25 protein-coding genes and 1 pseudogene are annotated in these 22,578 nt (G+C 72.7%); 10 read left to right on the forward strand and 16 right to left on the reverse strand.

Annotation, left to right across the window (positions count from 1 at the left end; genetic code table 11):
• Positions 1-41: 41 nt before the first annotated feature.
• On the forward strand, positions 42-1,472 hold the full coding sequence (locus tag ACFSL4_RS33650) for a dihydrolipoyl dehydrogenase family protein (RefSeq protein ID WP_381091404.1): 1,431 nt from the start codon (positions 42-44) through the stop codon (positions 1,470-1,472).
• A gap of 429 nt (positions 1,473-1,901) precedes the next feature.
• Here ACFSL4_RS33650 and ACFSL4_RS33655 read toward each other — a convergent pair whose 3' ends face one another.
• The 3 genes from ACFSL4_RS33655 to ACFSL4_RS33665 form a co-directional block, all read right to left on the reverse strand.
• Positions 1,902-2,249 carry a tetratricopeptide repeat protein gene (locus ACFSL4_RS33655; RefSeq protein WP_381091406.1) on the reverse strand — a complete coding sequence of 116 codons (348 nt, stop codon included), beginning with the start codon at positions 2,247-2,249 and terminating at the stop codon, positions 1,902-1,904.
• Positions 2,250-2,410: 161 nt separating this feature from the next.
• Positions 2,411-2,851, reverse strand: coding sequence for a MarR family transcriptional regulator (locus tag ACFSL4_RS33660; RefSeq protein ID WP_381091408.1), 441 nt, complete (start codon positions 2,849-2,851; stop codon positions 2,411-2,413).
• A complete protein-coding gene (locus tag ACFSL4_RS33665; protein ID WP_381091409.1) occupies positions 2,848-3,369 on the reverse strand; it encodes a MarR family winged helix-turn-helix transcriptional regulator in 522 nt (173 codons plus the stop codon). The genes ACFSL4_RS33660 and ACFSL4_RS33665 overlap by 4 nt, the downstream gene beginning before the upstream one ends.
• A gap of 170 nt (positions 3,370-3,539) precedes the next feature.
• Between ACFSL4_RS33665 and ACFSL4_RS33670 the strand changes: the two genes are divergently transcribed.
• The 4 genes from ACFSL4_RS33670 to ACFSL4_RS33685 all read left to right on the forward strand — a co-directional run bounded on the left by ACFSL4_RS33670 (position 3,540) and on the right by ACFSL4_RS33685 (position 6,467).
• Positions 3,540-4,505, forward strand: a complete 966-nt coding sequence (locus ACFSL4_RS33670; protein WP_381091411.1) for a pirin family protein — start codon at positions 3,540-3,542, stop codon at positions 4,503-4,505.
• Positions 4,506-4,974: 469 nt separating this feature from the next.
• On the forward strand, positions 4,975-5,319 hold the full coding sequence (locus ACFSL4_RS33675; RefSeq protein WP_381091412.1) for a hypothetical protein: 345 nt from the start codon (positions 4,975-4,977) through the stop codon (positions 5,317-5,319).
• A gap of 1 nt (position 5,320) precedes the next feature.
• Positions 5,321-6,097 carry a hypothetical protein gene (locus ACFSL4_RS33680; RefSeq protein ID WP_381091414.1) on the forward strand — a complete coding sequence of 259 codons (777 nt, stop codon included), beginning with the start codon at positions 5,321-5,323 and terminating at the stop codon, positions 6,095-6,097.
• 163 nt (positions 6,098-6,260) lie between these two features.
• Positions 6,261-6,467 (forward strand): hypothetical protein, encoded by a 207-nt coding sequence (locus ACFSL4_RS33685; RefSeq protein ID WP_381091416.1) that lies wholly within the window; start codon positions 6,261-6,263, stop codon positions 6,465-6,467.
• Between the two features lie 19 nt (positions 6,468-6,486).
• Here the strand turns inward: ACFSL4_RS33685 and ACFSL4_RS33690 are convergent, their stop codons facing one another.
• From ACFSL4_RS33690 to ACFSL4_RS33715, 6 genes are all read right to left on the reverse strand, one after another.
• Entirely contained in the window at positions 6,487-7,302 is an 816-nt protein-coding gene (locus tag ACFSL4_RS33690; protein ID WP_381091418.1) for a class I SAM-dependent methyltransferase, read from the reverse strand.
• Positions 7,299-8,852 (reverse strand): radical SAM protein, encoded by a 1,554-nt coding sequence (locus ACFSL4_RS33695; RefSeq protein ID WP_381091420.1) that lies wholly within the window; start codon positions 8,850-8,852, stop codon positions 7,299-7,301. The genes ACFSL4_RS33690 and ACFSL4_RS33695 overlap by 4 nt, the downstream gene beginning before the upstream one ends.
• Entirely contained in the window at positions 8,849-9,301 is a 453-nt protein-coding gene (locus ACFSL4_RS33700; protein WP_381091422.1) for a MauE/DoxX family redox-associated membrane protein, read from the reverse strand. The genes ACFSL4_RS33695 and ACFSL4_RS33700 overlap by 4 nt, the downstream gene beginning before the upstream one ends.
• A complete protein-coding gene (locus ACFSL4_RS33705) occupies positions 9,298-10,725 on the reverse strand; it encodes a dihydrolipoyl dehydrogenase family protein (protein WP_381091424.1) in 1,428 nt (475 codons plus the stop codon). The genes ACFSL4_RS33700 and ACFSL4_RS33705 overlap by 4 nt, the downstream gene beginning before the upstream one ends.
• On the reverse strand, positions 10,722-11,024 hold the full coding sequence (locus ACFSL4_RS33710; RefSeq protein ID WP_381091426.1) for a DUF427 domain-containing protein: 303 nt from the start codon (positions 11,022-11,024) through the stop codon (positions 10,722-10,724). Before ACFSL4_RS33710 ends, ACFSL4_RS33705 begins: the two co-directional genes overlap by 4 nt.
• Positions 11,025-11,087: 63 nt before the next feature.
• The gene (locus ACFSL4_RS33715; protein ID WP_381091428.1) at positions 11,088-11,651 is read right to left on the reverse strand and encodes a hypothetical protein; all 564 of its coding nucleotides are present in this window, start codon (positions 11,649-11,651) and stop codon (positions 11,088-11,090) included.
• 504 nt (positions 11,652-12,155) lie between these two features.
• On the opposite strand from ACFSL4_RS33715, the gene ACFSL4_RS33720 reads away from it, so the two are divergent.
• Positions 12,156-13,304, forward strand: a complete 1,149-nt coding sequence (locus tag ACFSL4_RS33720; protein WP_381091430.1) for a cyclic nucleotide-binding domain-containing protein — start codon at positions 12,156-12,158, stop codon at positions 13,302-13,304.
• A gap of 123 nt (positions 13,305-13,427) precedes the next feature.
• On the opposite strand, the pseudogene ACFSL4_RS33725 reads toward ACFSL4_RS33720, so the two are convergent.
• Positions 13,428-13,858 (reverse strand): annotated as a pseudogene (locus ACFSL4_RS33725) (MDR/zinc-dependent alcohol dehydrogenase-like family protein); the annotation flags it as partial.
• An 11-nt stretch (positions 13,859-13,869) separates the two neighbouring features.
• Between ACFSL4_RS33725 and ACFSL4_RS33730 the strand changes: the two are divergent.
• The 3 genes from ACFSL4_RS33730 to ACFSL4_RS33740 all read left to right on the forward strand — a co-directional run bounded on the left by ACFSL4_RS33730 (position 13,870) and on the right by ACFSL4_RS33740 (position 16,012).
• On the forward strand, positions 13,870-15,087 hold the full coding sequence (locus ACFSL4_RS33730) for an AMP-binding protein (RefSeq protein WP_381091431.1): 1,218 nt from the start codon (positions 13,870-13,872) through the stop codon (positions 15,085-15,087).
• A 116-nt stretch (positions 15,088-15,203) separates the two neighbouring features.
• Positions 15,204-15,542, forward strand: coding sequence for an ArsR/SmtB family transcription factor (locus ACFSL4_RS33735; protein ID WP_381091433.1), 339 nt, complete (start codon positions 15,204-15,206; stop codon positions 15,540-15,542).
• Positions 15,539-16,012 carry an ATP-binding protein gene (locus tag ACFSL4_RS33740; RefSeq protein WP_381091435.1) on the forward strand — a complete coding sequence of 158 codons (474 nt, stop codon included), beginning with the start codon at positions 15,539-15,541 and terminating at the stop codon, positions 16,010-16,012. Before ACFSL4_RS33735 ends, ACFSL4_RS33740 begins: the two co-directional genes overlap by 4 nt.
• A gap of 321 nt (positions 16,013-16,333) precedes the next feature.
• Here ACFSL4_RS33740 and ACFSL4_RS33745 read toward each other — a convergent pair whose 3' ends face one another.
• From ACFSL4_RS33745 to ACFSL4_RS33770, 6 genes are all read right to left on the reverse strand, one after another.
• Positions 16,334-16,684 (reverse strand): ArsR/SmtB family transcription factor, encoded by a 351-nt coding sequence (locus ACFSL4_RS33745; protein ID WP_381091437.1) that lies wholly within the window; start codon positions 16,682-16,684, stop codon positions 16,334-16,336.
• A gap of 161 nt (positions 16,685-16,845) precedes the next feature.
• Positions 16,846-17,265 (reverse strand): STAS domain-containing protein, encoded by a 420-nt coding sequence (locus tag ACFSL4_RS33750; RefSeq protein WP_381091439.1) that lies wholly within the window; start codon positions 17,263-17,265, stop codon positions 16,846-16,848.
• A gap of 17 nt (positions 17,266-17,282) precedes the next feature.
• Entirely contained in the window at positions 17,283-17,708 is a 426-nt protein-coding gene (locus ACFSL4_RS33755) for an ATP-binding protein (protein ID WP_381091441.1), read from the reverse strand.
• Positions 17,708-18,115 carry a pyridoxamine 5'-phosphate oxidase family protein gene (locus ACFSL4_RS33760; protein WP_381091443.1) on the reverse strand — a complete coding sequence of 136 codons (408 nt, stop codon included), beginning with the start codon at positions 18,113-18,115 and terminating at the stop codon, positions 17,708-17,710. Before ACFSL4_RS33760 ends, ACFSL4_RS33755 begins: the two co-directional genes overlap by 1 nt.
• On the reverse strand, positions 18,112-19,845 hold the full coding sequence (locus tag ACFSL4_RS33765; protein WP_381091445.1) for a SulP family inorganic anion transporter: 1,734 nt from the start codon (positions 19,843-19,845) through the stop codon (positions 18,112-18,114). The genes ACFSL4_RS33760 and ACFSL4_RS33765 overlap by 4 nt, the downstream gene beginning before the upstream one ends.
• Entirely contained in the window at positions 19,842-20,183 is a 342-nt protein-coding gene (locus tag ACFSL4_RS33770; protein ID WP_381091447.1) for an ArsR/SmtB family transcription factor, read from the reverse strand. Before ACFSL4_RS33770 ends, ACFSL4_RS33765 begins: the two co-directional genes overlap by 4 nt.
• 249 nt (positions 20,184-20,432) lie before the next feature.
• On the opposite strand from ACFSL4_RS33770, the gene ACFSL4_RS33775 reads away from it, so the two are divergent.
• Positions 20,433-22,559, forward strand: coding sequence for a SpoIIE family protein phosphatase (locus ACFSL4_RS33775; protein WP_381091449.1), 2,127 nt, complete (start codon positions 20,433-20,435; stop codon positions 22,557-22,559).
• Positions 22,560-22,578: the final 19 nt, after the last annotated feature.

The raw sequence follows: 22,578 nt of genomic DNA on the forward strand, positions 1-22,578 counted from the left end.
CCCGTGTGGCCCCCGCGCACACCAGCCACCAGACTGACCCCATGACGGAAACGGAATCCATTGCCTATGACGTCGTGGTGCTCGGCGCCGGGCCCGTGGGCGAGAACGTCGCCGACCGTACCCGCGCGGCCGGTCTGTCCACCGCGGTCGTGGAGAGCGAGCGGGTCGGCGGCGAGTGCTCCTACTGGGCGTGCATGCCCAGTAAGGCACTGCTGCGCCCGGTGATCGCCCGGGCGGACGCCCGCCGTGTCCCGGGCCTGTCCCACCTGGTGCAGGGCGCCCTCGACGTGCCGGCCGTCCTGGCCCACCGGGACCACGAGGCGTCGAACTGGCGGGACGACGGCCAGGTCGCCTGGCTGGAGGGCATCGGGGCCGATTTGTACCGGGGGCACGGGCGCCTGGCCGGACCGCGCACCGTCACGGTGACCGGCCCCGAGGGAGAGCACCGGGTGCTCACCGCACGCCACGCGGTGGCGGTGTGCACCGGCAGCCGCGCGCAACTGCCCGGACTGCCGGGGCTCGCCGAGGTGAACCCGTGGACGAGCCGTGAGGCGACGAGCGCACAGTCCGTTCCGGGCCGTCTGATCGTCGTGGGCGGCGGTGTGGTGGCCACCGAGATGGCCACGGTCTGGCAGGCCCTCGGCTCCCGGGTCACCGTCCTGGTCCGCGGCAAGGGCCTGCTGTCCCGTATGGAGCCCTTCGCCGGTGAACTGGTCGCCCGGACGCTCACGGAGGCGGGCACGGACGTCCGCCTGGGCACGTCCGTGGAGTCGGTGCGGCGCGAGGGCGGCACCGTCGTGGCCGTCACGGGCTCCGGTGACCGCCTGGAGGCGGACGAGATCCTCTTCGCCACGGGCCGGGCGCCCCGCACGGACGACATCGGCCTGGACACGGTCGGTCTGGAACCAGGGTCCTGGCTGTCGGTCGACGACACACTCAGGGTGAGGGGCAGCGAGTGGCTGTACGGGGTCGGTGACGTCAACCACCGTGCGCTCCTCACCCACCAGGGCAAGTACCAGGCGCGCATAGCGGGTGAGGCGATCGCGGCCCGGGCGGCGGGGGTGCCGCTCCTGGAGACGGACCCCTGGGGCGCCCACGCCGCGACCGCGGACCACGCGGCCGTCCCGCAGGTGGTGTTCACCGACCCGGAGGCCGCGGCCGTGGGCCTCTCCCTGGCGGAGGCCGAGCGGGCAGGCCGCCGGGTCCGCGCCGTGGACGTCGACCTGTCCTCGGTCGCCGGCGCCGGTCTGTACGCCGACGGCTACCGCGGCCACGCCCGCATGATCGTCGACCTCGACAGCGAGATCCTGCTGGGCGTCACGTTCGTCGGCCCCGGTGTCGGGGAACTGATCCACTCCGCGAGCGTCGCCGTCGCCGGGGAGGTCCCGGTCTCCCGGCTGTGGCACGCGGTGCCGTCGTATCCGACGATCAGCGAGGTGTGGCTGCGGCTGCTGGAGGCCTACCGGGGGTGACCGGGGAGCACCGCTCGGTACCGGTCGGCACCGCCTGCCGCGGAACACCGGCCGAGCGGCGCCCGGCCACGGATCACGTGCCCGCTGCTCGTCGAACGCGGGCGGCCGCCTGCCGGGGGACCGGGCCGGGGTGTCCGGCTGATGCGAGGACTCGGGCGGCGTGGTCCGCCGTCTGCGCACCGAGGTCCGGTGGATGCGGCTGTGCACCGCGCCCTTCGCCCGGCGGGACTCGATCGCCGTGCCCGGCCCGCGCCTCAGGCCGGGGCGCGGTGTCGGGACCGGAGTGTGCCGACAGCGTGCCGCATCCGTACGGACGCCGCCTTTTCGTCGAGCTCGTCATGGTCCGGGGCGACTCGTCCTGACCGCTCCGTCGCAAGCCGTCTCCCCCGTATGGCAGGCCGATCGCGGCCCGCCGCCGGCCCTCGGGGATCACACCTCCGTGAACTCACCCGCCAGCGCCGACGCCAGCCGCAGATGCGGCTGTGCCTCGGCGTCGCGCCCCTGACGCTGCAGGGTGCGCCCCAGCAGCAGCCTGGCGTACCCCTCCACCGGGTCCCGCTCCACGATGGTGCGCAACTCGGCCTCGGCGCGGCGCAGCTGGGCCGAGTGATAGTACGCGCGCGCCAGCGGCAGCCTGGGCCCGGTCTGGTACGGAACCTCGTCCACCAGCCCGTCCAGGACCTGTGCAGCCGCGTAGTGGTCCTTGGCGTCGAAGAACATCCGCGCACGCTCCCAGCGCTCCGCGGGCGTCCCGTGGCCGTAGTACCCCGTCTCCACTGGAGACCTCCTTCCGTCGCACACAACGGAGGCGAGCGGGTGGAGATTCCACGGCCGCCGGGGTCCCGGCGGCGCCCGCGGGTCAGGCCGCTCCACCTTCTTGATCGGGTTGATCGAGCCATTCGTGGGGTTGGGTCGCCCAGGTGTGCTGGGTGTGGCTGTCAGGCCGCTGCCAGGTCGGCGTTCGCGCGCTCCAGCACCAGCGTCAGGACGCGGCCGGCCGTCTCCAGGTCCTCTTGCGGGATGCCCGCGTACAGCCGGGAGGCGATCTCCCGGGCGCCGGCCTGGATGCCGTCGGACAGGTCCCGGCCGCGGTCCGTCAACGACACCCGCTCCTGCGCGATCTCAAGCAGTCCTTCTGCGATCAGCGTGTCGACGGCCGTCCGGGCCACCGCCTCGTCGCCGATCTTGAGCCCGTCCCTCAGGCGGGCCACGAGCGCGGTGTGCTCCAGGGTCCCGCCGTGGTCCGCGAGCGCCCGTAGCGCCACCGACTGGTCGAACGTGGTGCCGGTACGGGCGAGCAGGCGCTCCAGCAGGGTGCGGCTCGCGTAGTGGGTGAGGCCCACGAGCCGGCTGTCGAGGGTGGGGGTGGGGTGGGTCACGGCTGCTCCTCTTGGGTGTCGTTGCCCGGGGTGCCCGTGCCGCCGGTCCCGCTGCCGGCGGCGGACGGGTCGAGCGGTGCGTCGAGCAGGGTGCGCAGGGCGCGCCGGAACTCCTCGGTGGGGGTGCTGTCGAGCCCGCCCAGCGGCCGGAGGAACTGCTCGTGCAGCCGCTGGACCACCTGGATCGCCTGCCGCGCGACCTCCAGCCCGCGCGCGGTGAGTGAGAGGCGCACGGCCCTCGGGTCCACGGGGTCGCGGGTCCGGTCCACGAGACCGGCCGTCTCCAGGGCGCGGGCGAGCTTGGAGACGTAGAGCGCCTCCAGCCCCGTGTGGTCGGCCAGCTGGCGCTGGCTGGGGCGCCGGCCGGCGCTGTGCATGCCGAACAGCGTCGCGACCAGCGCGTACTGCGCATGGGTCAGGCCCAGGGGTGCCACCGCCCGGTCGACCGCCACGCGCCACTTCATCGACAGTCGCCAGACGAGGAAACCGGGCGTCGCGCCCTCGGGTGCCGTACTCATGACCCATACTGTACATGGCTACTATAGCCATGGCTACTATTTTCGGGGACGGCCGACCGGTCCAGGCGTACGCCCGCGCGCCCTACCCGGTGACACGTCCGATTCAAGAGCCTCCCGACGGCGGGCGGAGAGCCTGACGCGGGCACCCCCTCGGGGCTAGGTTGGGCGCCATGAGCAATCTTGATCGCGAGGCGGTACCCGCCGTGTGCGGTGGCCGCGGGTTCGTGGTGGCGGAGCCGGTGCGCGAGCTCCTCAGCCCCCGCAGGGTCCCGCTCGGCGAGTCCACCGAGGTCCGCCGGCTGCTGCCCAACCTGGGCCGCCGCATGGTCGGCGCCTGGTGCTTCGTCGATCACTACGGGCCGGACGACATCGCGGACGAGCCGGGCATGCAGGTGCCGCCGCACCCGCACACGGGGCTGCAGACGGTGAGCTGGCTGCACGAGGGGGAGGTGCTGCACCGCGACTCGACGGGCAGTCTCCAGACCGTCCGGCCGCGCCAGCTGGGCCTGATGACCTCGGGCCGGGCGATCAGCCACTCCGAGGAGAGCCCGAAGCCGCACGCCCGCCTCCTGCACGGCGCGCAGCTGTGGGTGGCCCTGCCGGACGCCCACCGCCACACGGCCCCGCGCTTCGAGTACCACCCGGAACTGCCCGTGCTCGACGCGCCCGGCCTGAAGGCCACGCTGATCCTGGGGGAGATCGACGGCGCGGCCTCGCCCGGTACGGCGTACACGCCGATCGTGGGCGCCGACCTCGCCCTGGCACGCGGGGCGACCGTACGACTGCCGCTGGAGGCGGACTTCGAGTACGCGGTTCTGTCGATGTCCGGCGAGGTCCACGTCGACGGCGTACCGGTCCTGCCGGGCTCGATGCTCTATCTCGGCTGCGGACGCCGCGAACTCCCGCTGCGCGCCGAGTCGGACGCGGGACTGATGCTCCTGGGCGGCGAGCCGTTCGAGGAGGAACTGATCATGTTCTGGAACTTCATCGGGCGGACCCAGGAAGAGATCGAACAGGCCCGTGCGGACTGGATGACGGGCACGCGGTTCGGCGAGGTGAAAGGGTACGACGGGGACCCGCTGCCGGCCCCCGTGCTGCCCTCCGTGCCTCTCAAACCGCGAGGAAGGGTCCGCTGAGCTGCGGAAGCAGCGCATTCCCCGGTGTTGGGTGGGCGACTGGCCGTCGTGCGTTGCCTCCCGCCCTTCGACCGCTCGCGGGAGGGCGGCCGGGCGTGCCGCAGGCCCGATGCGCGGTGGTGGGCCATTCCGCAGTCTGACCGTCTGCGGGCAGTTGTGGCAGGACACTTGCCCACCCGATGCCAAAGGGGATCAGCCCGCCGGCCCAGATCACCAGCATCGCGACTCCCCGGACCCGGATGCCCCATCGGCCGCTGCGGTGCCGGACGCGTTTGGGTGCCCAGGTATGCCAGACCGCAACCGCGTGACGTGGGCCCTGGCGACGGCGTCCGTCCCAGCGATCGCGAGTCGCTGCCGCCTGCCGTGCTCTGGCAGCGTTGCGGATCTGTTCCATGCCGATGCGAGGCATTCCGCGGCAGGACACGGCGTGGCTGAATGAACCGGGCAGATGAGATGCGGGGTGCGTGCGGTGAACGAAGCCCGGTCCGTGACGTGGCGCGAGACCATGCTGGTGTTGTTGGTGTGCTGGGTGGTCTGCGGCCTGGCATTCCTCGTTCTGGCCGCGTCGGACGAGCCGGGCGTGCCGGTGGGTGCGCCGGTGGTCATGTTCCTCGCCCAGTGGTTCTGGACGCGACACCGTCACTGGGCCGCGGGTGCCCTGGCGGCCCTCCTCGGCTGCGGTACCGCGTTCCTCCTGACCGACGCGCTGCACCTGGGCCATGACCGTCTGACCGCGGACACGGTGGCCGTCGAGGCAGGGCTGCTGGTGGCGCTGGTCGTCTTCACCGGTGTGTCACGGCTGAGCGTGCGCTGATATGCAGCGCATCGGCCACGCCTTCCGGCTGTCCCCCCGCACCCTGTGGCTTCGCACCGTCTGGCATCGCACCTGGGGCACGTTCACCGCGCTGCTCGGGGTCGCAGTCGTCCTGGCCTCGGCCGCCGCCCTGGCCTCGGTGCCGTCGTTCACGGACGACGAGCGGTCCTTCCTCGCCGCCGGCCCTTGCCCGGCGGGGTCGTCGTCGAGCGACTGCCTGCGCTCCGTGCCGGCAACCGTGCGGGGGACGGTGATCCGCGAAGGGACCAGGACCTCGGAGTACACCCTCGAACTCGCCGGTCCACGATCCGTCCCGTCCGAAGTGGACATGGCAAGCCCGGAGCCGCTGCTCAAGCATCTCCATCGCGGTGATGCGGTGAGCGTGACGCTGTGGCGTGACTACGCGACGGCGGTCAGCAGGGACGGGGTGACCCAACAGACGAACGACACCCCGGTGGACGAACCGGTCTACGTCGCCGCCCTGGCCCTGGCACTGCTCAGTGTCGGCATCTTCGGTGCCCACGCGGGCGGCGTCGCGGCACTGCGAGCCCGTCGTCATGCCCTGCGCGGGCTGCCCCCCGCCCTGGTGACCCGCGGCAAGCAGGCCATCGGCGCCGCCCTCTGTGCGATCCCTGCGGGCATGGTCGGTGCACTCACCAACGCGCTGGGGACAATAGTGCTGTGGGCGGTCCTGGTGGGACCGGTCTGCTGGCTCATTCAACGGCTCGAGACCCAGCACGCGGGCCGACACGCTCGCTACTCCGCCGCTGCGTGCTGACGGAGGCGTGGCCTGTCCCGGCCGGCGGATCATCTCATGCCTCCTTCGTCCTGCTGCTCGCCGGCCCCGGGCGGGCTCACCAGGAGTACGGGGAGGCGGGTGTCCTGGGTGAGGGCACGGGCGACCGGGCTGATTGCGTGGTGCGCAGCCGGCTGTCCTCGCCGTGGCGGCCGATGACGATGAGGTCGCAGCCGTGGTGGCGGGCGCAGGTGTGAAGATCGTCGGAGATGTCATGCGCGGCGGCGGCCAGCCACTGGTACGGGTCGCTCCCCTCGGTGTCGCGGACATGTCGGTCTCGGTGAAGGTCAGGCCCTCGGCGCGGAGCCCGCGCCGTAGCCAGGTGCGGTACGGGCAGCCGGGCCGCCAGTAGAGGACGATCCCAGTGCGGTTCATGATTTCGGTGTCTCCGCGGGCTTGTCGGCGATGAGCAGGGCGTATCCGGCGGCGCCGTCTCGGACCACGCGCTGGGCCTGGGCGGCCAGGGCCAGGGCGCGGTCGGTGTCCACCCCGGACAACGCGAGAGCGCCCCGAGTGGTCATCCGGTAGGCGCGCAGGCGGGCGTCGATCTGTTCGACCATGCGCCGCAGCGCGTCGTCGTGCCGTTCGATGGCGGTGGTCTGGAGGCCGGCCGCGGTGAGCAGGTCGGCGTACTGTTCGAGGGAGCGGGCGTCGGCGAGGCAGGCGATCCAGCCGGCCAGGTCGGTGAGTTCGCGCGGCAGGGCGCCCGGGGTGACGGTGATGTCGGTGATGCCGGCCCGGCCGCCGGGGCGCAGGACGCGGGCGAGTTCGCGGGCGGCGGTCGGTTTGTCGGGGAACGTGCACAGCGCGCACTCGCACACCACCGCGTCGAACGAGGCATCGTCGAAAGGAAGCTGCTCGGCGTCGCCGACACGAAAGGCGACCAGGTCAGCCAGCCCCGCCTGCCGCGCGGCCTCCCGGGCCCTGGCGGTGTTCCGCTCGCCGAGGTCGACGCCGACGACCTCGCAGCCGAACTCCGCGGCGAACAGGAGCGCGGTGCTGCCGGGGCCCGCGGCCACGTCCAGGACCCGCATGCCCGGGCGCAGGCGGAGAGTTCGGCCCAGGTGCTGGCTGAGGGCCAGGCCGCCGGGGTGGTAGCTGTCGCCGAGGATCGCGGTGACGGCGTCCGACTGGTAGGCGGTGGCGCAGCACGCCTTCACGATCTCGGGCGGGTTCGGCCCGGTCATCGCAGGCGCTTTCCGGTGTTGGTGGCGTCCGAGGGCAGGTGCTCGGAGGAGGCCGCCGGGCCGGTGGCGATCCGGGAGCCGTGGGGGGAGGGCTGGGTGTGGGGCTGGAGTTCGGCGGCGTTGGGGACGACGTCGGCAACGGGGACGCCGGTGAGCTGTTCGCGGACCTGTTCGCGGTATCCGACGGAGTTGTAGGCGCAGAACGGGATGAGCCGCCCTTCGGGGGTGATCTGTTCGACGCAGCACTTCATGAGCGTTTTGACGTTGAGGGTGTAGGGGTCCTGGAAGTCCTGGATGACGAGCATGAACGCCTTGTCGGTGGCCTCGCGCAGGGCCTCGGGCAGGTCGATGCCGCAGGTGGCGCACTCCAGTTGGGACGCGGTGGTGTCGGTGCCGGGGAGGGCGGAGGCGGACCACAGCTTCTCCAGCGCGGCGCGGATGCCGGTGTCGGGCAGGGCGCGGTTGGTGACGTAGTCGAGGTAGTCCTCCAACTGGACCAGCCGGGGCAGCGGGACGACGTCGTCTCCGTCGGTGAGCAGGTAGGTGATGGAGCGGCAGGTCGGGAAGCAGCAGGGGACGGGGAAGAAGTCGTCTGCTCGTAGCCAATCGGGCAGTTGGGTGGCGATGGCCTGGATGACGTCGGAGTTGGTGAGCCGGTTGAGCGGGTCGAATTCGAGGTGGCGGCCGGCGTGGGTGACGGGCTGGAGGACGACGCCGCGCACCGCGGGGTGCTGGATGCCGAAGCGGATGATGTCGCCGATCTCGTGGTCGTTGAGTCCGCGTTCGACGGCGGCGGCGAGCATGACGGTGACGCCGGCGGCGGCGCAGGCGTCCAGGGCGCGCCGCTTGAGGTCGCGCAGGTCCTTGCCGCGGATGGCGAGGTGGGTTTCGCGGTCGAAGCCGTCGAACTGGAGGTAGACGGTGGTCCTGCGTTCGGCGAGCGCGGGGGCGAAGCGGGCGTCGGTGGCCAGGCGGATGCCGTTGGTGTTGAGGACGACGCTGCGGATCGGGCGGGCGCGGGCGGCGTCGAGGAAGTCGAGGATGTGCTTGTGGATGCTGGGCTCGCCGCCGGAGAACATCACCACCTCCGCCTCCCCCTCCGAGGCTACGTAGGTGTCGAGCATGGTTTCGACCTGGTCGAGGGTGAGGGAGAAGCTGTCGTTCTGGTGGCCGGAGTCGGCGAAGCAGATCGGGCAGTCGAGGTTGCAGGCGGAGTTGACCTCGACGATGCCCAGGCAGGCGTGTTGCTTGTGTTCGGGGCACAGCCCGCAGTCTGTGGGGCACCCGTCCTCGACCTCGGTCTGGAAGACCAGCGGCAGGGTGCCGGGCTTGTTGAATCTGGCGGAGTCGAGGTATGCCTGGGCGTCGCCGTAGACGAGGGCCTCGAACTCGCCGTGCTCACGGCAGCGTTTGCGCAGGTACACTTTGCTGCCGCGGATGTTGACCTGGGCGTCGACCACGGTCTTGCACAGCGGGCAGATGCTCTTGGTGTACTCCAGGAACACCTCGTCTCGGTCCGCCTTCCGCCGGGGGGCAGCATGTTCGGTCATCGCGGGTGGACTCCTTCGGCATCGGTGGGCACCGGAAGCAGGTGGGCCGGGGTGGGGCGGCTGGAGCCCAGCAGCAGTGCTGCGTACAGCAGGAGCAGGGCGTCCTCGGCGAGGACGATCCAGGACAGGCGCTGGGGCAGGTAGCGGCCGAAGCACCCGCACACCGGGACGGTCAGGGCGCGGGCGAACGCCTGGGCCGCCAGGGCGGCCCACAACATGGAGACGCCGGTGTAGATCCACACCGGTGCGCGGCGACGCGAGCGCGGCGCGGTGAGGAACCACAGCCCGGCAGCCAGTTCGCCGACGATGAGGACTGCGGCCAGGACGGTCATCGAGACGTGCCCGCCGACCCGGTAGGCGGCGAGGATGCGCGGCATGTCCGGCCAGGAGGCGAGCTGGCCCGCCGCCATGGCGGTGCAGGCGATGCCGAGGACCAGGCGAAGGATCATCGCAGGACTCCTCGGCGCAGACGCAGCAGGGCGCGCACCGTCGTCTGGCGTGCCGTCAGGTTGTGGCGGACTTCGGCCAGGGCGGCCAGCCACGGCCCGTCGGCGTGGGTGGGGTAGGGGTGGACGGTGGCGGCGAGCCGGCCGGCGCTCCAGCCGAGGCGGACGGCGTGCGCGAGTTCGACGATCGCCTCCCCCGCGCGCGGCCCGACGACGCTCGCGCCGACGATGCGGCCCTTCGGGTGCAGGACGAGCTGGGTGAAGCCGTCGGCGGCGTCCTCGGTGACCGCGCGGTCCATCTCCTCGTGCGGCAGCACACGGGTCCGTACGGCGTCACCGTACCGTTGGCGGGCCTGCTCGGCGGTGGGGCCGACCTGGGCGATCTCCGGATCGGTGAACACCGCGTACGGCATCGCCTCGCGGTCCGGGCGGCGGCGCAGTCCGAGCAGCGCGTTCAGGACCGCGTCGGCGGCCTGAACACCGGCGACATGGGTGAACGGCAGCCACCCGGTCACGTCCCCGGCGGCGAAAACGCGCGGGTTGCTCGTGCGCAGCCGGGCGTCGGTGGCAACGAAACCGCCGGCGGTGGTGCGGACGCCGGCCGTTTCGAGGCCGAGGGCAGCGGTGCGGGGGCGGCGGCCGGTGGCCACCAGGACCTGGTCGAAGGCGGTGGTGTGCTCGGTGCCGTCGGCCGTGGTCAGATCGGCGGCACCCGGTCGCACCGCCCGCAGTACCGCACCGGTGTGGACCGTGACGCCTTCGGCGACCAGGTGGCGCCGGAGCAGGTCCGCTGCCTGCGGCTCCATGGCGGGCAGAAGGTGCTGTTCGGCTTCGACGATGGTGACCTTCGATCCGAGGCGGGCGAACGCCTGGCCGAGTTCGCAGCCGACCGCCCCGCCGCCGATCACCAGCAGTCTGCGCGGCAGCTCGGGCAAGTCCCAGACGGTGTCCGAGGTCAGCCCGCCCACTTCGGTCAGGCCGGGCACTCCGGGAAGGTGCGGGCTGCTGCCGGTGGCGATCAGCACGTGGCGGAAGGCGACCGCCCGGTCGTCGGCGTCGAGGGCGCGCGGCCCGGTGAAGCGCGCCTTGCCGCGGATGACCTCGATGCCGAGGCGGGTCAGCGCCTCGGGTGAGTCGTGCGGCTCGATGCGGCCGATCGCCTCCCGTACCCGCGTGGCCACGGCGGTCCAGTCGGCGGGACCTGTGGCTGCGGTGAGGCCGTAGCGATCGGCGCGGCGCGCGGCGTGCACCTGCGCGGCGGCAACGAGCAGGGTCTTGCTGGGTACGCAACCGGTCCACAGGCAGTCTCCGCCGAGCCGGTCGCGCTCGATGAGGGCGACGCGGGCGCCGAGGGCGGCGGCGAGCCGGGCCGCGGTCAGCCCAGCGCTGCCGCCGCCGATCACGACCAGGTCGTACGGAGTACTCACCGTTTCGGCTCCTGGCTGCCCTCGATGCGGACGCCGTGCCAGAACGCGACGTGGTTCTTGATCCGCCGGGCGAGGAGTGACGGCCTGGGGTAGTACCAGGCGGCGTCCGGGTTGACCACTCCGTCGGCGGTCACCGTGTAGTAGCGGGCCAGGCCCTTCCACGGGCACAGGCTCCGCGTCGTCGACTCGGTGAAGAGCGCACGGTTCAGCGCCTCGGGCGGGAAGTAGTGGTTGCCCTCCACCACCACCGTGCGCGGGGCCTCGGCGAGGACGACTCCATTCCAGGTCGCACGCATCATCGAAGGTCACCTCCTGGGTGTCGCGAGCCGGTCCGGGGGGCGGTGGGGCTGCGCTGTCCGCGTTCATCCCCGCCGCCGGCCCGGGGGCCGCCCGCCTCTTGTGGGAATCGAACCGGCCGGCTGAGGCTTCGCCGTCGCGTGCTCGCCCTTGCGGGCACCGGTGTTGTAGAGGGCCAGGGCCAGCAGCACGCCGAAGACCAGGTGCGCGACGAACTCGAACGGCTGGTTCGCCATCGAGAAGGTGCGGAACGCGGTCCGGGCCAGGACCTGGAAGTTCAGCACATACAGCACACCGCCCCAGGCAAGGCCCGCCAGGGCCAGTGCGCCGTTGGTGCGCACGCGGGCGGTGAGCACGGCGAACGCCATGCCGAAGGCCATGGACAGCACCATGTGCAGCACGAGGCCGACGGGGACACTGGCGGTGCCGTTCATCATCGCGGCATCGCCCTTGACCAGCGTGGAGATCATCAGCAGCGGCGTGTCGGCCGGCTTTCCGATGCTGGTCGTGAACCACATCGTCGCCCCCGCGAAAGCCATACCGGCGGCGATGCCGCCGACGGCGCCGCGCACCAGCCCGGCGACGCCGACCGGGAGCCGCCGGGCGGCACCGATGGCATGAGTGGACACGAGGTACTCCTTTGAACTTCACGCAGCCGCCGGCACACCGGTGCCGACCGCGCTGGGGGTGGGCTGGAACGCTGCCAAGCCTTCTCGCCCACCCCGCGGACCCGCGAAGACACTGTCGGCCACACGACAATGTCCGCCGCTCACGGCGGCCCGCCGCCTGGCGTCGGGAGCGTGACAGACCCACCCGAGGAGGAACCCGCGATGACCGAGCAGCAGCAGGCGGACGTGATCGTGATCGGCCTCGGTCCGGCGGCGAACACGCCGCCGGACGCCTCGCAGAGGCCGGCCTCGGCGCGATTGGCATCGAAGCGGGACTCGTCGGCGGCGAATGCCCCTACTGGGGCTGCACCCCAGCAAGATGAGGATCCGTGCCGGAAACCTCCTCGCCGAGGCCCGCCGCATCCCCCCGCGTCGCCGGAACCTCCCGGGTCACCCCCGACTGGGCGCCGGTCGCCGCTCGAATCCGCTGCGAGGCCACCGACGACCGGAACGACCAGGTCGCCGTTGACCGACTCACCGGCGAGGGGCGGCCGGTTCATCCGAGGACTGGCCCGCCTCACCGCACCCGGCCGCGTCGCGGTCGACGACGGTGAACTCACCGCCCGCCGCGGCATCGTCATCGCCACCCCGTCCAGCTCCGCACGCGGCTGGACCCACAAGGCCGGCAACGAAGGGTTCGTCAGGCTCGTTGAGGACGCGGACCGGGGTGACCTCGTCGGCGCCACCACGGCAGGACCGGCGGGCGGGGAGATGCTGTACGGCCAGGTCGTCGCCATCCAGGCCGAGGCGCCGATCCGTCCCCTGCGTCACATGACCCACGCCTACCCGATTTTCCGCCGTGCCGTCGAAACCGCCCTCGCCGGCCCCCCTGACGAGGGAGGATTGTCGGCTCGCCGACAGTCTTCAGCCATTCCGCCCGCCCACCCGCCTACAGTGCCCGCCATGCCAGACATCCTCGGCCTGCGCGCACCCGACCCGATGGCCCTGCGGGCAGCAGCCTGGATGGCCCGCTGCGTCGGCCGAGGCGACAGCGCGCCACTCCACCCCGACGACCTCACCGCGCTCTCCCGCTACCTCCAGCCGCAGACCCTGAAGGCAGGAACCGTCCTGTTCCACGCCGGCACCCCCTCCACCGGGGTGTGGATCATCCGCCACGGCACCGCCGAACTCACCGTCGGCACCGGCCCTCGCCGCGTCGCCGTCGCCCTGCTCCACCCCGGCGACGTCGACGGCGACATCCAGCTCCTGCTCGACATGCCCGCCCCGTACACCGCACGCGCCGTCGGCGACCTCGGCACCTACTTCATTCCGGCCGCCGCCTTCGACGGCCTGCTCGGTGCCCACCCCGCCATCGCCCGCCGCTGGCTCACCTCCGTCGCCGCGCGCACCACCAGCTCCCAGACCCGCATCATGGACCTGCTCGGTGCCACCCTCACCCAGCAGACCGCCCGCCTCCTGCTCAGCGAGGCCGACCCCGCCACCAGTACCGTCCGCCTCCCGCAGCGGGTCCTTGCCGCGATGCTCGGAGTCCAGCGCTCCAGCCTCAACAAGGTCCTGCGCGACCTCGAACGCGAAGGCGCCCTCGAACTCGGCTACCGCACCATCCGGCTGCTGGATCACAAGTCCCTCGACGGCCACGCGGGTCGAGCCTGACCATCAGACGATGCGACATCGTCCCCGCTGCGGGGCCCCTTCCCGCCGATCAGAGCGCAGCAGAGCGCTGCGCTCGCCAGGCTCGCGGTGCCAGCCCCGATCGGATGGTGTCAACTACGGATTGGCGCCCCATTCCAGGGCCCGGGCCCGCTTCTCCTCGCTGCGGCTGGTGGCGTACACGACGGCGCCCGCGGCCACGGCCAGTTTGATCGCCGCGGAGGCGACCCCGCCGCCCGCGCCCTGTACGAGGGCCCGGTCGCCGGCGGTGGTCCGGGCCTGGTGAAGAGCATGCGGTACGCGGTGCCCCAGGCGACGGGCAGACAGGCGGCCTCGTCGAAGGAGAGCCACGACGGCGTGGGGACGAGGCTGCGGGTGGGGACGGCGAGGTACTCGGCGAACGCTCCGTCGTGCCGCTCCGACAGCAGGGCACGGCCCGGGTCGGGCGTCTCGTCGCCCGATCCGGCGTCCGGGTCACCGATGACGGGGTGTACGAGGACCTCGTTGCCGTCCTCGTCGTAGCCCGCGGCGTCGCAGCCGAGGACGATCGGAGTTCGGCGTCGCCCAGATGTTCGCCGCCCTCGCCCGGGTCCCCGGCGTCTTCGAGCAGGACCTGAGCCACCTCCGCTCGGTGGTGGTCGCGGGAGCTCCGGTGCCGCCCGCGCTCATCTCCCGCTACGCGGAGCACGGTGTGCTGCTCCAGCAGGCGTGGGGGCTGACGGAGGCCGCCCCCTTCGCCACCCGTCTGCCGGCCGAACGCACCCTGGACAAGATCGGATCCGCCGGCATCCCCATGCCGTTCACGGAGATCCGTGTCGTCGACGCGATCACCTACGAACCCGTCGGGCCCGGCGAGCCCGGGGAGATCGTCGTCCGCGGCCCCCATGTGACCGCCGGGTACTGGAACAACCCGGAGGCCGACCGGGCGGCGTTCGACGACGAGGGCTGGTTCCACTCGGGAGACATCGGCCACCTCGACGAGGACGGATACCTGTACATCGTCGACCGGCTGAAGGACATGATCATCAGCGGTGGTGAGAACGTCTACCCGGCGGAGGTCGAGCGGGTCCTGGCCGCCCTGAAGAGCGTGGTCGACGTCGCCGTCGTCGGGGTGCCCGACGAGCAGTGGGGCGAGACCGTGGCCGCCGTGATGAGCGTGGACGACCGGGTGGAGATCATCCTGGAGGACGTCCGCGCCCACGGGGGCGCGCCCAACTGGCCCGGTACAAGCTGCCGACACGCCTCAAGGTCGTTCCCGCCGTCCCGCGGAATGCCGCCGGGAAGCCGGACAAGGTCGCCGTCCGGCGGCTGGCGGAGGAGGGCTGACATGCTCGCGGTACCGCGCCTGCCCGAATTCGGCGTCCCGCGCGGATGGCGGACCGCCGTCGAGTCGTGGACCCGCGTCACGGGCCGGATGCGGCTGCACCGCCGGGACTTGGACGTCGGCGTCCAGGTGGAGCGCTGTGCGGCAGGGCGGCTGAGGGACGCCTACCCGGCCGGCGCGCGCGATCTGGAACTGCGGATCGGACCGGGGTGCCCCGACGGCGCCCTGCCCGAGGTCCTCAGGGCCCTCGTCCAGGCCGTGGGGACATCGGATCCGGGCTGCCGGCGGATCGTCCACGCGGTCCCGGAGGGTGACCGGGGCGCGGTCACGACGGCGGAGGCCGCCGGCTTCCGCCATGTCGTCGACGTCGATCTCGGGGAGGAGCAGCTCAGCCTGCTGGTTGCCGAACCCGGCCGGGGCACCGCCGCCGGCGCGGACCCGGATCACCCACCGGGAACGTGAGCGCTGCCGCTTTGGGGCTGCGGATCGTCCTCTAGTCTGGAAGGGATTGAAGAGTTCTTCAATTCGCCAGTTGCCGGGGAAGGCGACCGCGGAGGGGCGGAAGAGGGGCGATCCGGATGCCGGTTCCGCTGTACGAGGCGAAGGCGGAGTTCTTCCGCATGCTGGGGCACCCGGTGCGCATCCGGGTGCTGGAACTGCTGCAGGACGGACCGAAGCCGGTGCGTGAGCTGCTGGCCGTGATCGGGGTCGAGCCGTCGAGCCTGTCGCAGCAGCTGGCCGTGCTGCGCCGCTCGGGCATCGTGACCGCCACGCGTACCGGCTCCACCGTGGTGTACGAGCTGGCCGGCGGCGATGTGGCGGAGCTGCTCGGCGCGGCGCGGCGCATCCTGGCCGTTCTGCTGGCCGGCCGGCAGGACTTGCTGGACGAGCTGCGCGGGGCGGAGACGGCGCGGTGACGGGCAAGGGCGGCTTCCGGCTGCCGTGGCGGCGCGGCAGGCCGGCGGCGGCGATCGAGCATGTGCCGCCCCCGGTGCGACGCCATGTCACCTCGGTGGAGGTGGGACCCGAGGCGGTCGGACGGGCCCGGGAGGCGGTGTCGGGACACCTGGCCGCGGCCGGTGTCGTCCCGGGGTCGGCGTTCGCGGACACGGTGCTGCTGGTCGTCAGCGAGCTGGTGACCAACGTGCTGCGGCACGCCCCCCGGTCGCCGGTGACCGATGTCTGTACGACCGTCGCGGGAGGGCGGCTGGTCGTCGGCGTAGCGGACGCCGAGCCGCGGCTGCCCGACCTCACCGGCGAGGGGACGGGCGAGGGGCTGCGCATGGTGACCGAACTCGCCGCCGCCTACGACGGAGACGTCAGCGCCGAGCCGGCCGTCGGCCGCAGCGGCAAGATCGTCCTCGTACGCTTCGAGATCCCCTCGTAGAACCCACCGGCATGCGGCCTGGTGCGGGGTGCGGGCGTGGAGCCCCGGGGCGAAGGCCGGGCGCAGGGCACCGCGTGGGGGGAGGCACAGCGGCTCCGGTCGTTGGGCAGGGCACCGCAGGCTGGTCTGCGGACCACCGGCGGCGCCTGCCGGGCAAATGCCTTGGCGGGGGCTGTCGTGCACCGGGCTCCGGATGCTGGGCGCCGGGCGTCGCACGTCACGTCTGGCGCCGTCGCGAGGATGGCGGCTCGGGGCGGCCGTCGTCCCGTGCGCGGAGCCGTGTCCGGCTCTCGGGGGACGGCCGCCGGTGGGGGGACGCCGCTACGACGGGAGTCTCCGTTCTCCCTGGGCGGCCCGGAGATCGGCGAGCAGTTCGGCCTGTCCGGCCAGGACACCCGACAGGATCGTGCGGGCGACCCGGAGCAGCTCTGCGACGTGCGGGCTGGTCAGCGAGTAGTACACGGTCGACCCCTCCTTGCGGGTGACCACCAGGTTCGCCCGCCGCAGCACCGCGAGCTGCTGGGAGAGGTGCGCGGGCTCGATGCCCACCTCGGGCAGCATCTCGGCGACCGCGTGCTCGCGTTCGCTCAGCAGTTCCAGGACCCGGATGCGTGCCGGGTGGCCCAGCGTTTTGAAGAACTCGGCCTTGAGCTGGTACAGCGGCGTGCTCATCGCGCCGTCCCCTTCCCGGCGCAACAGCACGGCCCCACCGGCCGGACCTCCATGCATCGCATCCACCCACTCGTCGACAACATGCGGTCCATCCTCGCGTGCGCCACGGACAGGACCGAATCCGCGTCCGGACACCGGGCGCGGGACGGCCGGCGGCGGCCTCAGGACGCGTTGTCCGGCCGCTCGCCGTCGGGCCACCCGGTGGTGCGCCACTCGTGACGGCCCTCCGCCTGCCCGTCGTCGCCCGCGCGGTGTGCGGCGCGCGCGGTGGCCAGGTCGGGGTGGACCGGAATGGGCGGGCAGTCCCCGTCGGGCACGAGGGAACCGTCGGCGGGAATGGCGGCCAGCTCCAGGCTCCGGCCGCCCGCGGCGAGCCGGTGCGCCGCCTCGACGATGGCGAGCTGCCCCTCTGCGGACCAGCTGCGCAGCTCGGTCAGATCGACGACGACCGGGCTGGTGCCGCGGGCCAGCACCCAGCCGACGGCGCCGGTGAACCGGTGCACGGCCTCGGGGCCCAGGTATCCGGCGACGGAGAGGACGCCGAGGTTCTCCTCGACCGTGTAGCGCCACTCGATGGTCATGTGAACTTCCTTGTCCGTCACAGGGGCAGGGTGATCCAGATGCTCTTGCCCCGGCCGTCGGCATCCGCCCGGACGACCGCGGTGCCGCCGAGGCCGAGGGTGAGCTCCATGACGGTGCCCAGTCCGCTCGTCCCGCTGCCGGGGGCCGGTCCGCACAGTGGCGGCTGGTAGGGGTGGCGGTCGTGGACGGCGAGGGCGAGGCAGTCCTCGCTCGCCGCGTAGACGATCGTGACCTGGGGGGAGGCCGCCGCGGCGTGCCGGACGCTGTTGGTGACCAGTTCGCCGAGGATCAGCAGCGCCGGGTCCACCGCGGGGTGGCGCAGTCCGATCCCCCACTCCACGAGGGCCATCTCTGCCGTCTCCCGGGCCAGGCGGACGGCGGACGGTTCGCTGGGCAGGGTGAGCACGTGCCGATGGGGGAGTGCCTCGAGTCGTACCTGCATCACGCCCCCGGGCCGACGAGACGGTAGCCGCGCACGATCTTGGGGCGCAGGTACAGCAGGGTGTCATGGGGGCCGTGGGTCCAGCCGGGCAGCGTGCGCCGGTAGTGGGCCGCCTCGTCGGGATCGTCGACGACCTGCACCGGGCCGGAGGCGGCGACGGTCCAGCCGGTGCCGGTCGCGGCACGGACCTCGTCCACGTGGTACGTCGCCGAGACCGGCACGACCGCGGCGGGCGCGGGGGCGCGGACGACCAGGCGGCCGAACTCCCACACATGCCGGGCGGGCCGGATGACGGCCGAGTCGTGCTGCACGTACACCAGCCGCCCCAGCCCCCTGCCTTCCAGCATCCACAGGGCTTCCGCCCCGGACAGCTCGATCATGTGCACGGCGGTGGCGGACGGGCTCATCGGACGGCTTCCTCGCTGGTCCTGCTGTTCTTCGCGGGCTTCGGGACGGCGGCGGTGGGCAGCACCCCGGCGTATTCGAGGTACTCCCGCGCGCCGCGGATCGCCTCGGGCGTGGTGGCGTACTCCCGGCCCTCGCGGCGCAGCAGGTCGAGAGCGCCGACGGAGTCGAGGGCCTGGCGCTGGCCGGGACGTATGCCGGAGGCCATGACGGCGATGCCGCGCCGGCCGAGCTTCTCGATCGCGTCCTTGAGGACCAGCGCCCCCGTGGCGTCCATCGTCGACACCCGCGACATGCGAAGGATCACCACGCGGACGTCGGCCACCTCGGTCAGTTCGAGGAGGAAGCGGTGGGCCGCGGCGAAGAACAGCGGCCCGTCGACGCGGTAGGCGACGATGTGCTCGGCCAGCAGCGCGTGCTCCTCGGCGCTGTGGTCTCCGCGGTCGAGCGGGACCTGTTCGAAGCGGACCTGCTTGGCCATGGCGCGCAGGGCGAGGGCACCGGCGACGACGAGACCGATGATCACGGCGTAGACCAGGTCGAGGGCCAGGGTCGCGGCCGCGGTCAGGACGAGGATGAGCGCGTCCGAACGGGTGGCCCTGGCCATGGCTTTGAGCGAGCCGACCTCGACCATGCGGATGGCGGTGGCGAGCAGCACGCCCGCCAGCGCGGCGAGCGGGATTCTGGACACCAGCGGTGCGGCGGCGAAGACGATCACGGCGAGGACCGCGGCGTGGACGAGGGCCGCGAGCCGGGAGTCGGCGCCGGTGCGGACGTTGACCGCGGTCCGCGCTATGGCACCGGTCGCGGGCACGCCGCCGAACAGCGGCGCGGCGATGTTGGCCACCCCTTGGCCGAGCAGTTCGCGGTCCGGGTCGTGCTTCTGGCCCACCGTCATGCCGTCGGCGACCGACGCCGACAGCAGCGACTCCAGCGCGGCCAGCGCGGCGACCGCGACCGCGGGTGCGAGCAGGGTCCCCAGCGATCCGAGGTCGAGGAAGGACAGCGAGGGGGCGGGCAGCCCCGACGGCAGGGTGCCGATCGGTTTCGCCGCGTGCAGGCCGGCGACCTGCGCCACGGCCGTCGCCGCGATCACGGCTAGGACGGAGAAGGGGATCGTCGGCCGCCACCGGGCCCCGATCAGCATGATGGCGGCCACCGCCATCGCGAGGCCGAGAGCCGTCCAGTTGGGGGACGTGGCGAACTCCTTCACGGCCCGCCAGGTCACCACCAGGACCCGGTCGCCCTCGGGCTTGGGCACACCCAGCGCGTTCGGCAGCTGCTGCAGCCCGATCACGCAGGCGATACCGAGCGTGAAGCCCTCCACGACAGGCGCGGGCACGTACTGCATGTACTTGCCCGCCCGCAGTACGGCGAGCGCGACGAGGATGACACCGGCCATCAGTCCGACGGTCAGCACTCCGCCGGGCCCGTACCGCCCGACGATCGGCACCAGGACCACCGTCATGGCACCGGTGGGCCCCGACACCTGCAGATTCGAACCGCCGAACAGAGCGGCGAGCGCGCCCGCTACCACCGCGGTCGCCAGGCCCGCCTCCGCGCCCAGCCCGGAGGAGACACCGAAGCCGAGGGCGAGCGGCAGCGCGACGATCGCCACCGTGAGGCCCGCGAGCAGGTTCCGGCGCGGGTCGCGGCGCATCTCGGTGAGATCGGAGCGGCCGGGCAGCAGCGATGCGATCCGGGCAAGGGCCCGGCTGGTTCCCGATGTCATCGCGCGGCGACCTCGGCTCCCCGCAGCTCGGCCAGCAGCTCGTTCTGCCCGGCCAGCATCTCGGTGAGGATCCGGCGGGCGGCCTTCATCAGATCCGTGACGTCCCCGCCGGCCGGCTGGTAGACGACCGTGGAGCCCTCCCGGGCGGAGGTGACGATCCCGGAGCGGCGCAGCACCGCCAGCTGCTGGGACAGGGCCGACGGCTCCACCTCGATCGCGGCCAGCAGATCCCGTACCGGCATGGGCCCGTCCTGCAGGAGTTCCAGTACCCGGATCCGTACGGGATGCCCGAGCATCCGGAAGAACTCGGCCTTGGCCTGGTACAGCGGAACGGACACGATCCTCGACTTCCCTTCGAGACCCCGGCTCCGGGCGGCGGGGCAGCGGGGAGCAGCGCGAACGCTGTGCCCGCGGCTACCTGCGGGCACAGCGAACAAAGCATCTAACCAATTGCGAAATTTTGCAATTCCGCATGCCTGTGAGAGCGAAGTGTTTGGTTTGCCCAAATGATGTACTGAGGAGCCTTATCGGGCATAACGTCCGAATAAGTGGTGATGTGTATCACGCGGGGCTTTCAGGAGGAGGACATGTCCGGGACGGATCAGCCCTCCGGCGTCCCCTGGTCGCTGCCGGACGGCCTCGGGGCCGCTCTGGCCGACACCGTGCGCGGTATCGGTGCCTCCGCCGGCGGCCTGTACCTGGTCGAGGAGACAGAGCCGGCGCTGCGCCTGGTGGCGCTGTGCGGTCTGCCCGTCCACCTCTCCGTCCCGTGGCGGCGTCTACCGCTCGCCGCCTCCGGACCGGTCGCCGACGCCGTCCGCGAGGACCGGCTCGTCTGGGTCGGCAGCCGGGCCGACATGGCCCGACGCTATCCGCGCGCCTCCGCGGCCGTCCCCTACCGGTTCGTCCTCGGCGCCGTACCGCTGCGCGGAGTCCGCCGCCTGTGGGGCGGCATCGTCCTGCTGTGGCCCGCCGATCACCCGCGGGAGGCCGCACCCCGGGAGCGCAGCCACCTGACCTCCAGCGCCCGCCGCCTGGCCCGGCTGCTGGACGACGCCCCACGCCCGCCCGTCCTCCCCGATCAGCCGTGCGTCGTCCCCGTCGCCACCTCACGCCATCCCGTCCAGACGGAACTGGCCGCCGCCGACTATGCCGAACGCCTCCCCGAAGGCGGCCTGGCCCTCGACCTGGAGGGCAGGACGACCTTCGTCACCGCGACCGCCGCGCGCCTGCTCGGCCTCGACGCCGACCGGCTGCTCGGCACCCGGCCCTGGCAGGCGCTGCACTGGCTGGACGAGCCCGCCTGCGAGCAGCGCTACCGCACAGCGGTCGTCAGCCGCACCCCCCAGTCCTTCACCGCGCTGCGCCCGCCCGACCACTGGCTGCTCTTCGAGCTCTATCCCGGCTCCTGCGGCATCAGCGTCCGGATCATCTCCGAGGCCCGGCACACCCCACGCGGCGTGCGCCTCGCGGTTCCGCGCCGCACCGCGGCGAAGCCGGCGGGCCCTCTGTACCCGCTGGTGCACCTGGCCGCCACGCTCAGCGAGACGGGGAGCGTGCGCGACCTCGTCGATGTGATCGCCGATGAGATCCTGCCCGCGTTCCGCGCCCAGGGCCTGGTGCTGTCGGTCGCCGACGCCGGCCGGCTGAGGATCACCGGCTGCCACGGCTACGCGAGCGCCGTCATCGAACGGGTCGACGGCCTGTCGCTGGACACCGACCTCACCCCCGTCGGCCAGGTCCTCGCCAGCGGTGCCCCCGCCTTCTTCGCCAGCGCCGCCGAGCTGGCCCGCACCTACCCGAGGGCACCCCAGATCAGCGACAAGCAGGCCTGGGCCTTCCTCCCCCTGATCGTCACCGGCAGGCCCGTGGGCTGCTGTGTCCTGTCCTACGACCACCCCCACACCTTCACCCCCGACGAGCGGGCCGTCCTGACCCCGCTCGCCGGGCTGATCGCCCAGACCCTGGACCGCGTCCGGCTCTACGACGCCAAGCACCAGCTGGTGCGCGGACTCCAGCAGACGCTGCTGCCCCGCGCCCTGCCCGCCGTGACGGGACTGGACGTGGCCGCCCGCTATCTGCCCGCGAGTCACGCCCTCGAAGTCGGCGGCGACTTCTACGACCTGCTGCGACTCGACGACACGACCGCCGCCGCCGTCATCGGCGACGTCGAGGGGCACAGCATCGCCGCGGCCGCCCTGATGGGCCAGGTCCGCACCGCCATCCACGCCCACGCCACCGCGGGCGCGAGCCCGGACCAGGTCCTGGCCTGCACCAACCGGCTCCTGGCCGACCTCGAGTCCGAGCTGCTCGTCTCCTGCCTGTACGCCCAGCTCGACCTGGCCCGGCACACGATCACCCTCGCCAGCGCGGGCCATGTCCCGCCACTGCTGCGCCTGGCCCGCCACCAAGCCTGGGTCCTCGGCGTCGATCCCGGGCCGCTGCTGGGCGTCGAGCCCCAGGTCCGCTATCCCCTGACCGCAGCCTCCCTGCCCCTGGACGCGATCCTGGCCCTCTACACCGACGGCCTCGTGGAGGTCCCCGGCAGGGATGTCGCACGGACCATCGACGGCCTCGTCCGCCAGCTGGCCGACGCCGACGACCAGGACCTGGAGCACCTCATCGACGGCCTGGTCCACCGCACCCGGCCGACCGGATGGCACACCGACGACATCGCCGTGCTGCTGCTGCGCGCCACCGGCCCGCGGCCGTGAGCCGGCAGAGCGGCGCGGC

This window comes from Streptomyces caeni (assembly GCF_042678285.1).
GTDB classification, from domain to species: Bacteria; Actinomycetota; Actinomycetes; order Streptomycetales; family Streptomycetaceae; genus Streptomyces; species Streptomyces caeni.

What these genes read in the sequence shown, in the direction of transcription:
- ACFSL4_RS33650 (WP_381091404.1), top strand. Translation starts at nt 42, where the DNA reads ATGACGGAAACGGAATCCATTGCCTATGACGTCGTGGTGCTCGGCGCC.
- ACFSL4_RS33665 (WP_381091409.1), bottom strand. Translation starts at nt 3,369, where the DNA reads ATGAGTACGGCACCCGAGGGCGCGACGCCCGGTTTCCTCGTCTGGCGA.
- ACFSL4_RS33670 (WP_381091411.1), top strand. Translation starts at nt 3,540, where the DNA reads ATGAGCAATCTTGATCGCGAGGCGGTACCCGCCGTGTGCGGTGGCCGC.
- ACFSL4_RS33680 (WP_381091414.1), top strand. Translation starts at nt 5,321, where the DNA reads ATGCAGCGCATCGGCCACGCCTTCCGGCTGTCCCCCCGCACCCTGTGG.
- ACFSL4_RS33690 (WP_381091418.1), bottom strand. Translation starts at nt 7,302, where the DNA reads ATGACCGGGCCGAACCCGCCCGAGATCGTGAAGGCGTGCTGCGCCACC.
- ACFSL4_RS33695 (WP_381091420.1), bottom strand. Translation starts at nt 8,852, where the DNA reads ATGACCGAACATGCTGCCCCCCGGCGGAAGGCGGACCGAGACGAGGTG.
- ACFSL4_RS33700 (WP_381091422.1), bottom strand. Translation starts at nt 9,301, where the DNA reads ATGATCCTTCGCCTGGTCCTCGGCATCGCCTGCACCGCCATGGCGGCG.
- ACFSL4_RS33710 (WP_381091426.1), bottom strand. Translation starts at nt 11,024, where the DNA reads ATGATGCGTGCGACCTGGAATGGAGTCGTCCTCGCCGAGGCCCCGCGC.
- ACFSL4_RS33730 (WP_381091431.1), top strand. Translation starts at nt 13,870, where the DNA reads ATGTTCGCCGCCCTCGCCCGGGTCCCCGGCGTCTTCGAGCAGGACCTG.
- ACFSL4_RS33735 (WP_381091433.1), top strand. Translation starts at nt 15,204, where the DNA reads ATGCCGGTTCCGCTGTACGAGGCGAAGGCGGAGTTCTTCCGCATGCTG.
- ACFSL4_RS33745 (WP_381091437.1), bottom strand. Translation starts at nt 16,684, where the DNA reads ATGAGCACGCCGCTGTACCAGCTCAAGGCCGAGTTCTTCAAAACGCTG.
- ACFSL4_RS33750 (WP_381091439.1), bottom strand. Translation starts at nt 17,265, where the DNA reads ATGACCATCGAGTGGCGCTACACGGTCGAGGAGAACCTCGGCGTCCTC.
- ACFSL4_RS33755 (WP_381091441.1), bottom strand. Translation starts at nt 17,708, where the DNA reads ATGCAGGTACGACTCGAGGCACTCCCCCATCGGCACGTGCTCACCCTG.
- ACFSL4_RS33760 (WP_381091443.1), bottom strand. Translation starts at nt 18,115, where the DNA reads ATGAGCCCGTCCGCCACCGCCGTGCACATGATCGAGCTGTCCGGGGCG.
- ACFSL4_RS33765 (WP_381091445.1), bottom strand. Translation starts at nt 19,845, where the DNA reads ATGACATCGGGAACCAGCCGGGCCCTTGCCCGGATCGCATCGCTGCTG.
- ACFSL4_RS33775 (WP_381091449.1), top strand. Translation starts at nt 20,433, where the DNA reads ATGTCCGGGACGGATCAGCCCTCCGGCGTCCCCTGGTCGCTGCCGGAC.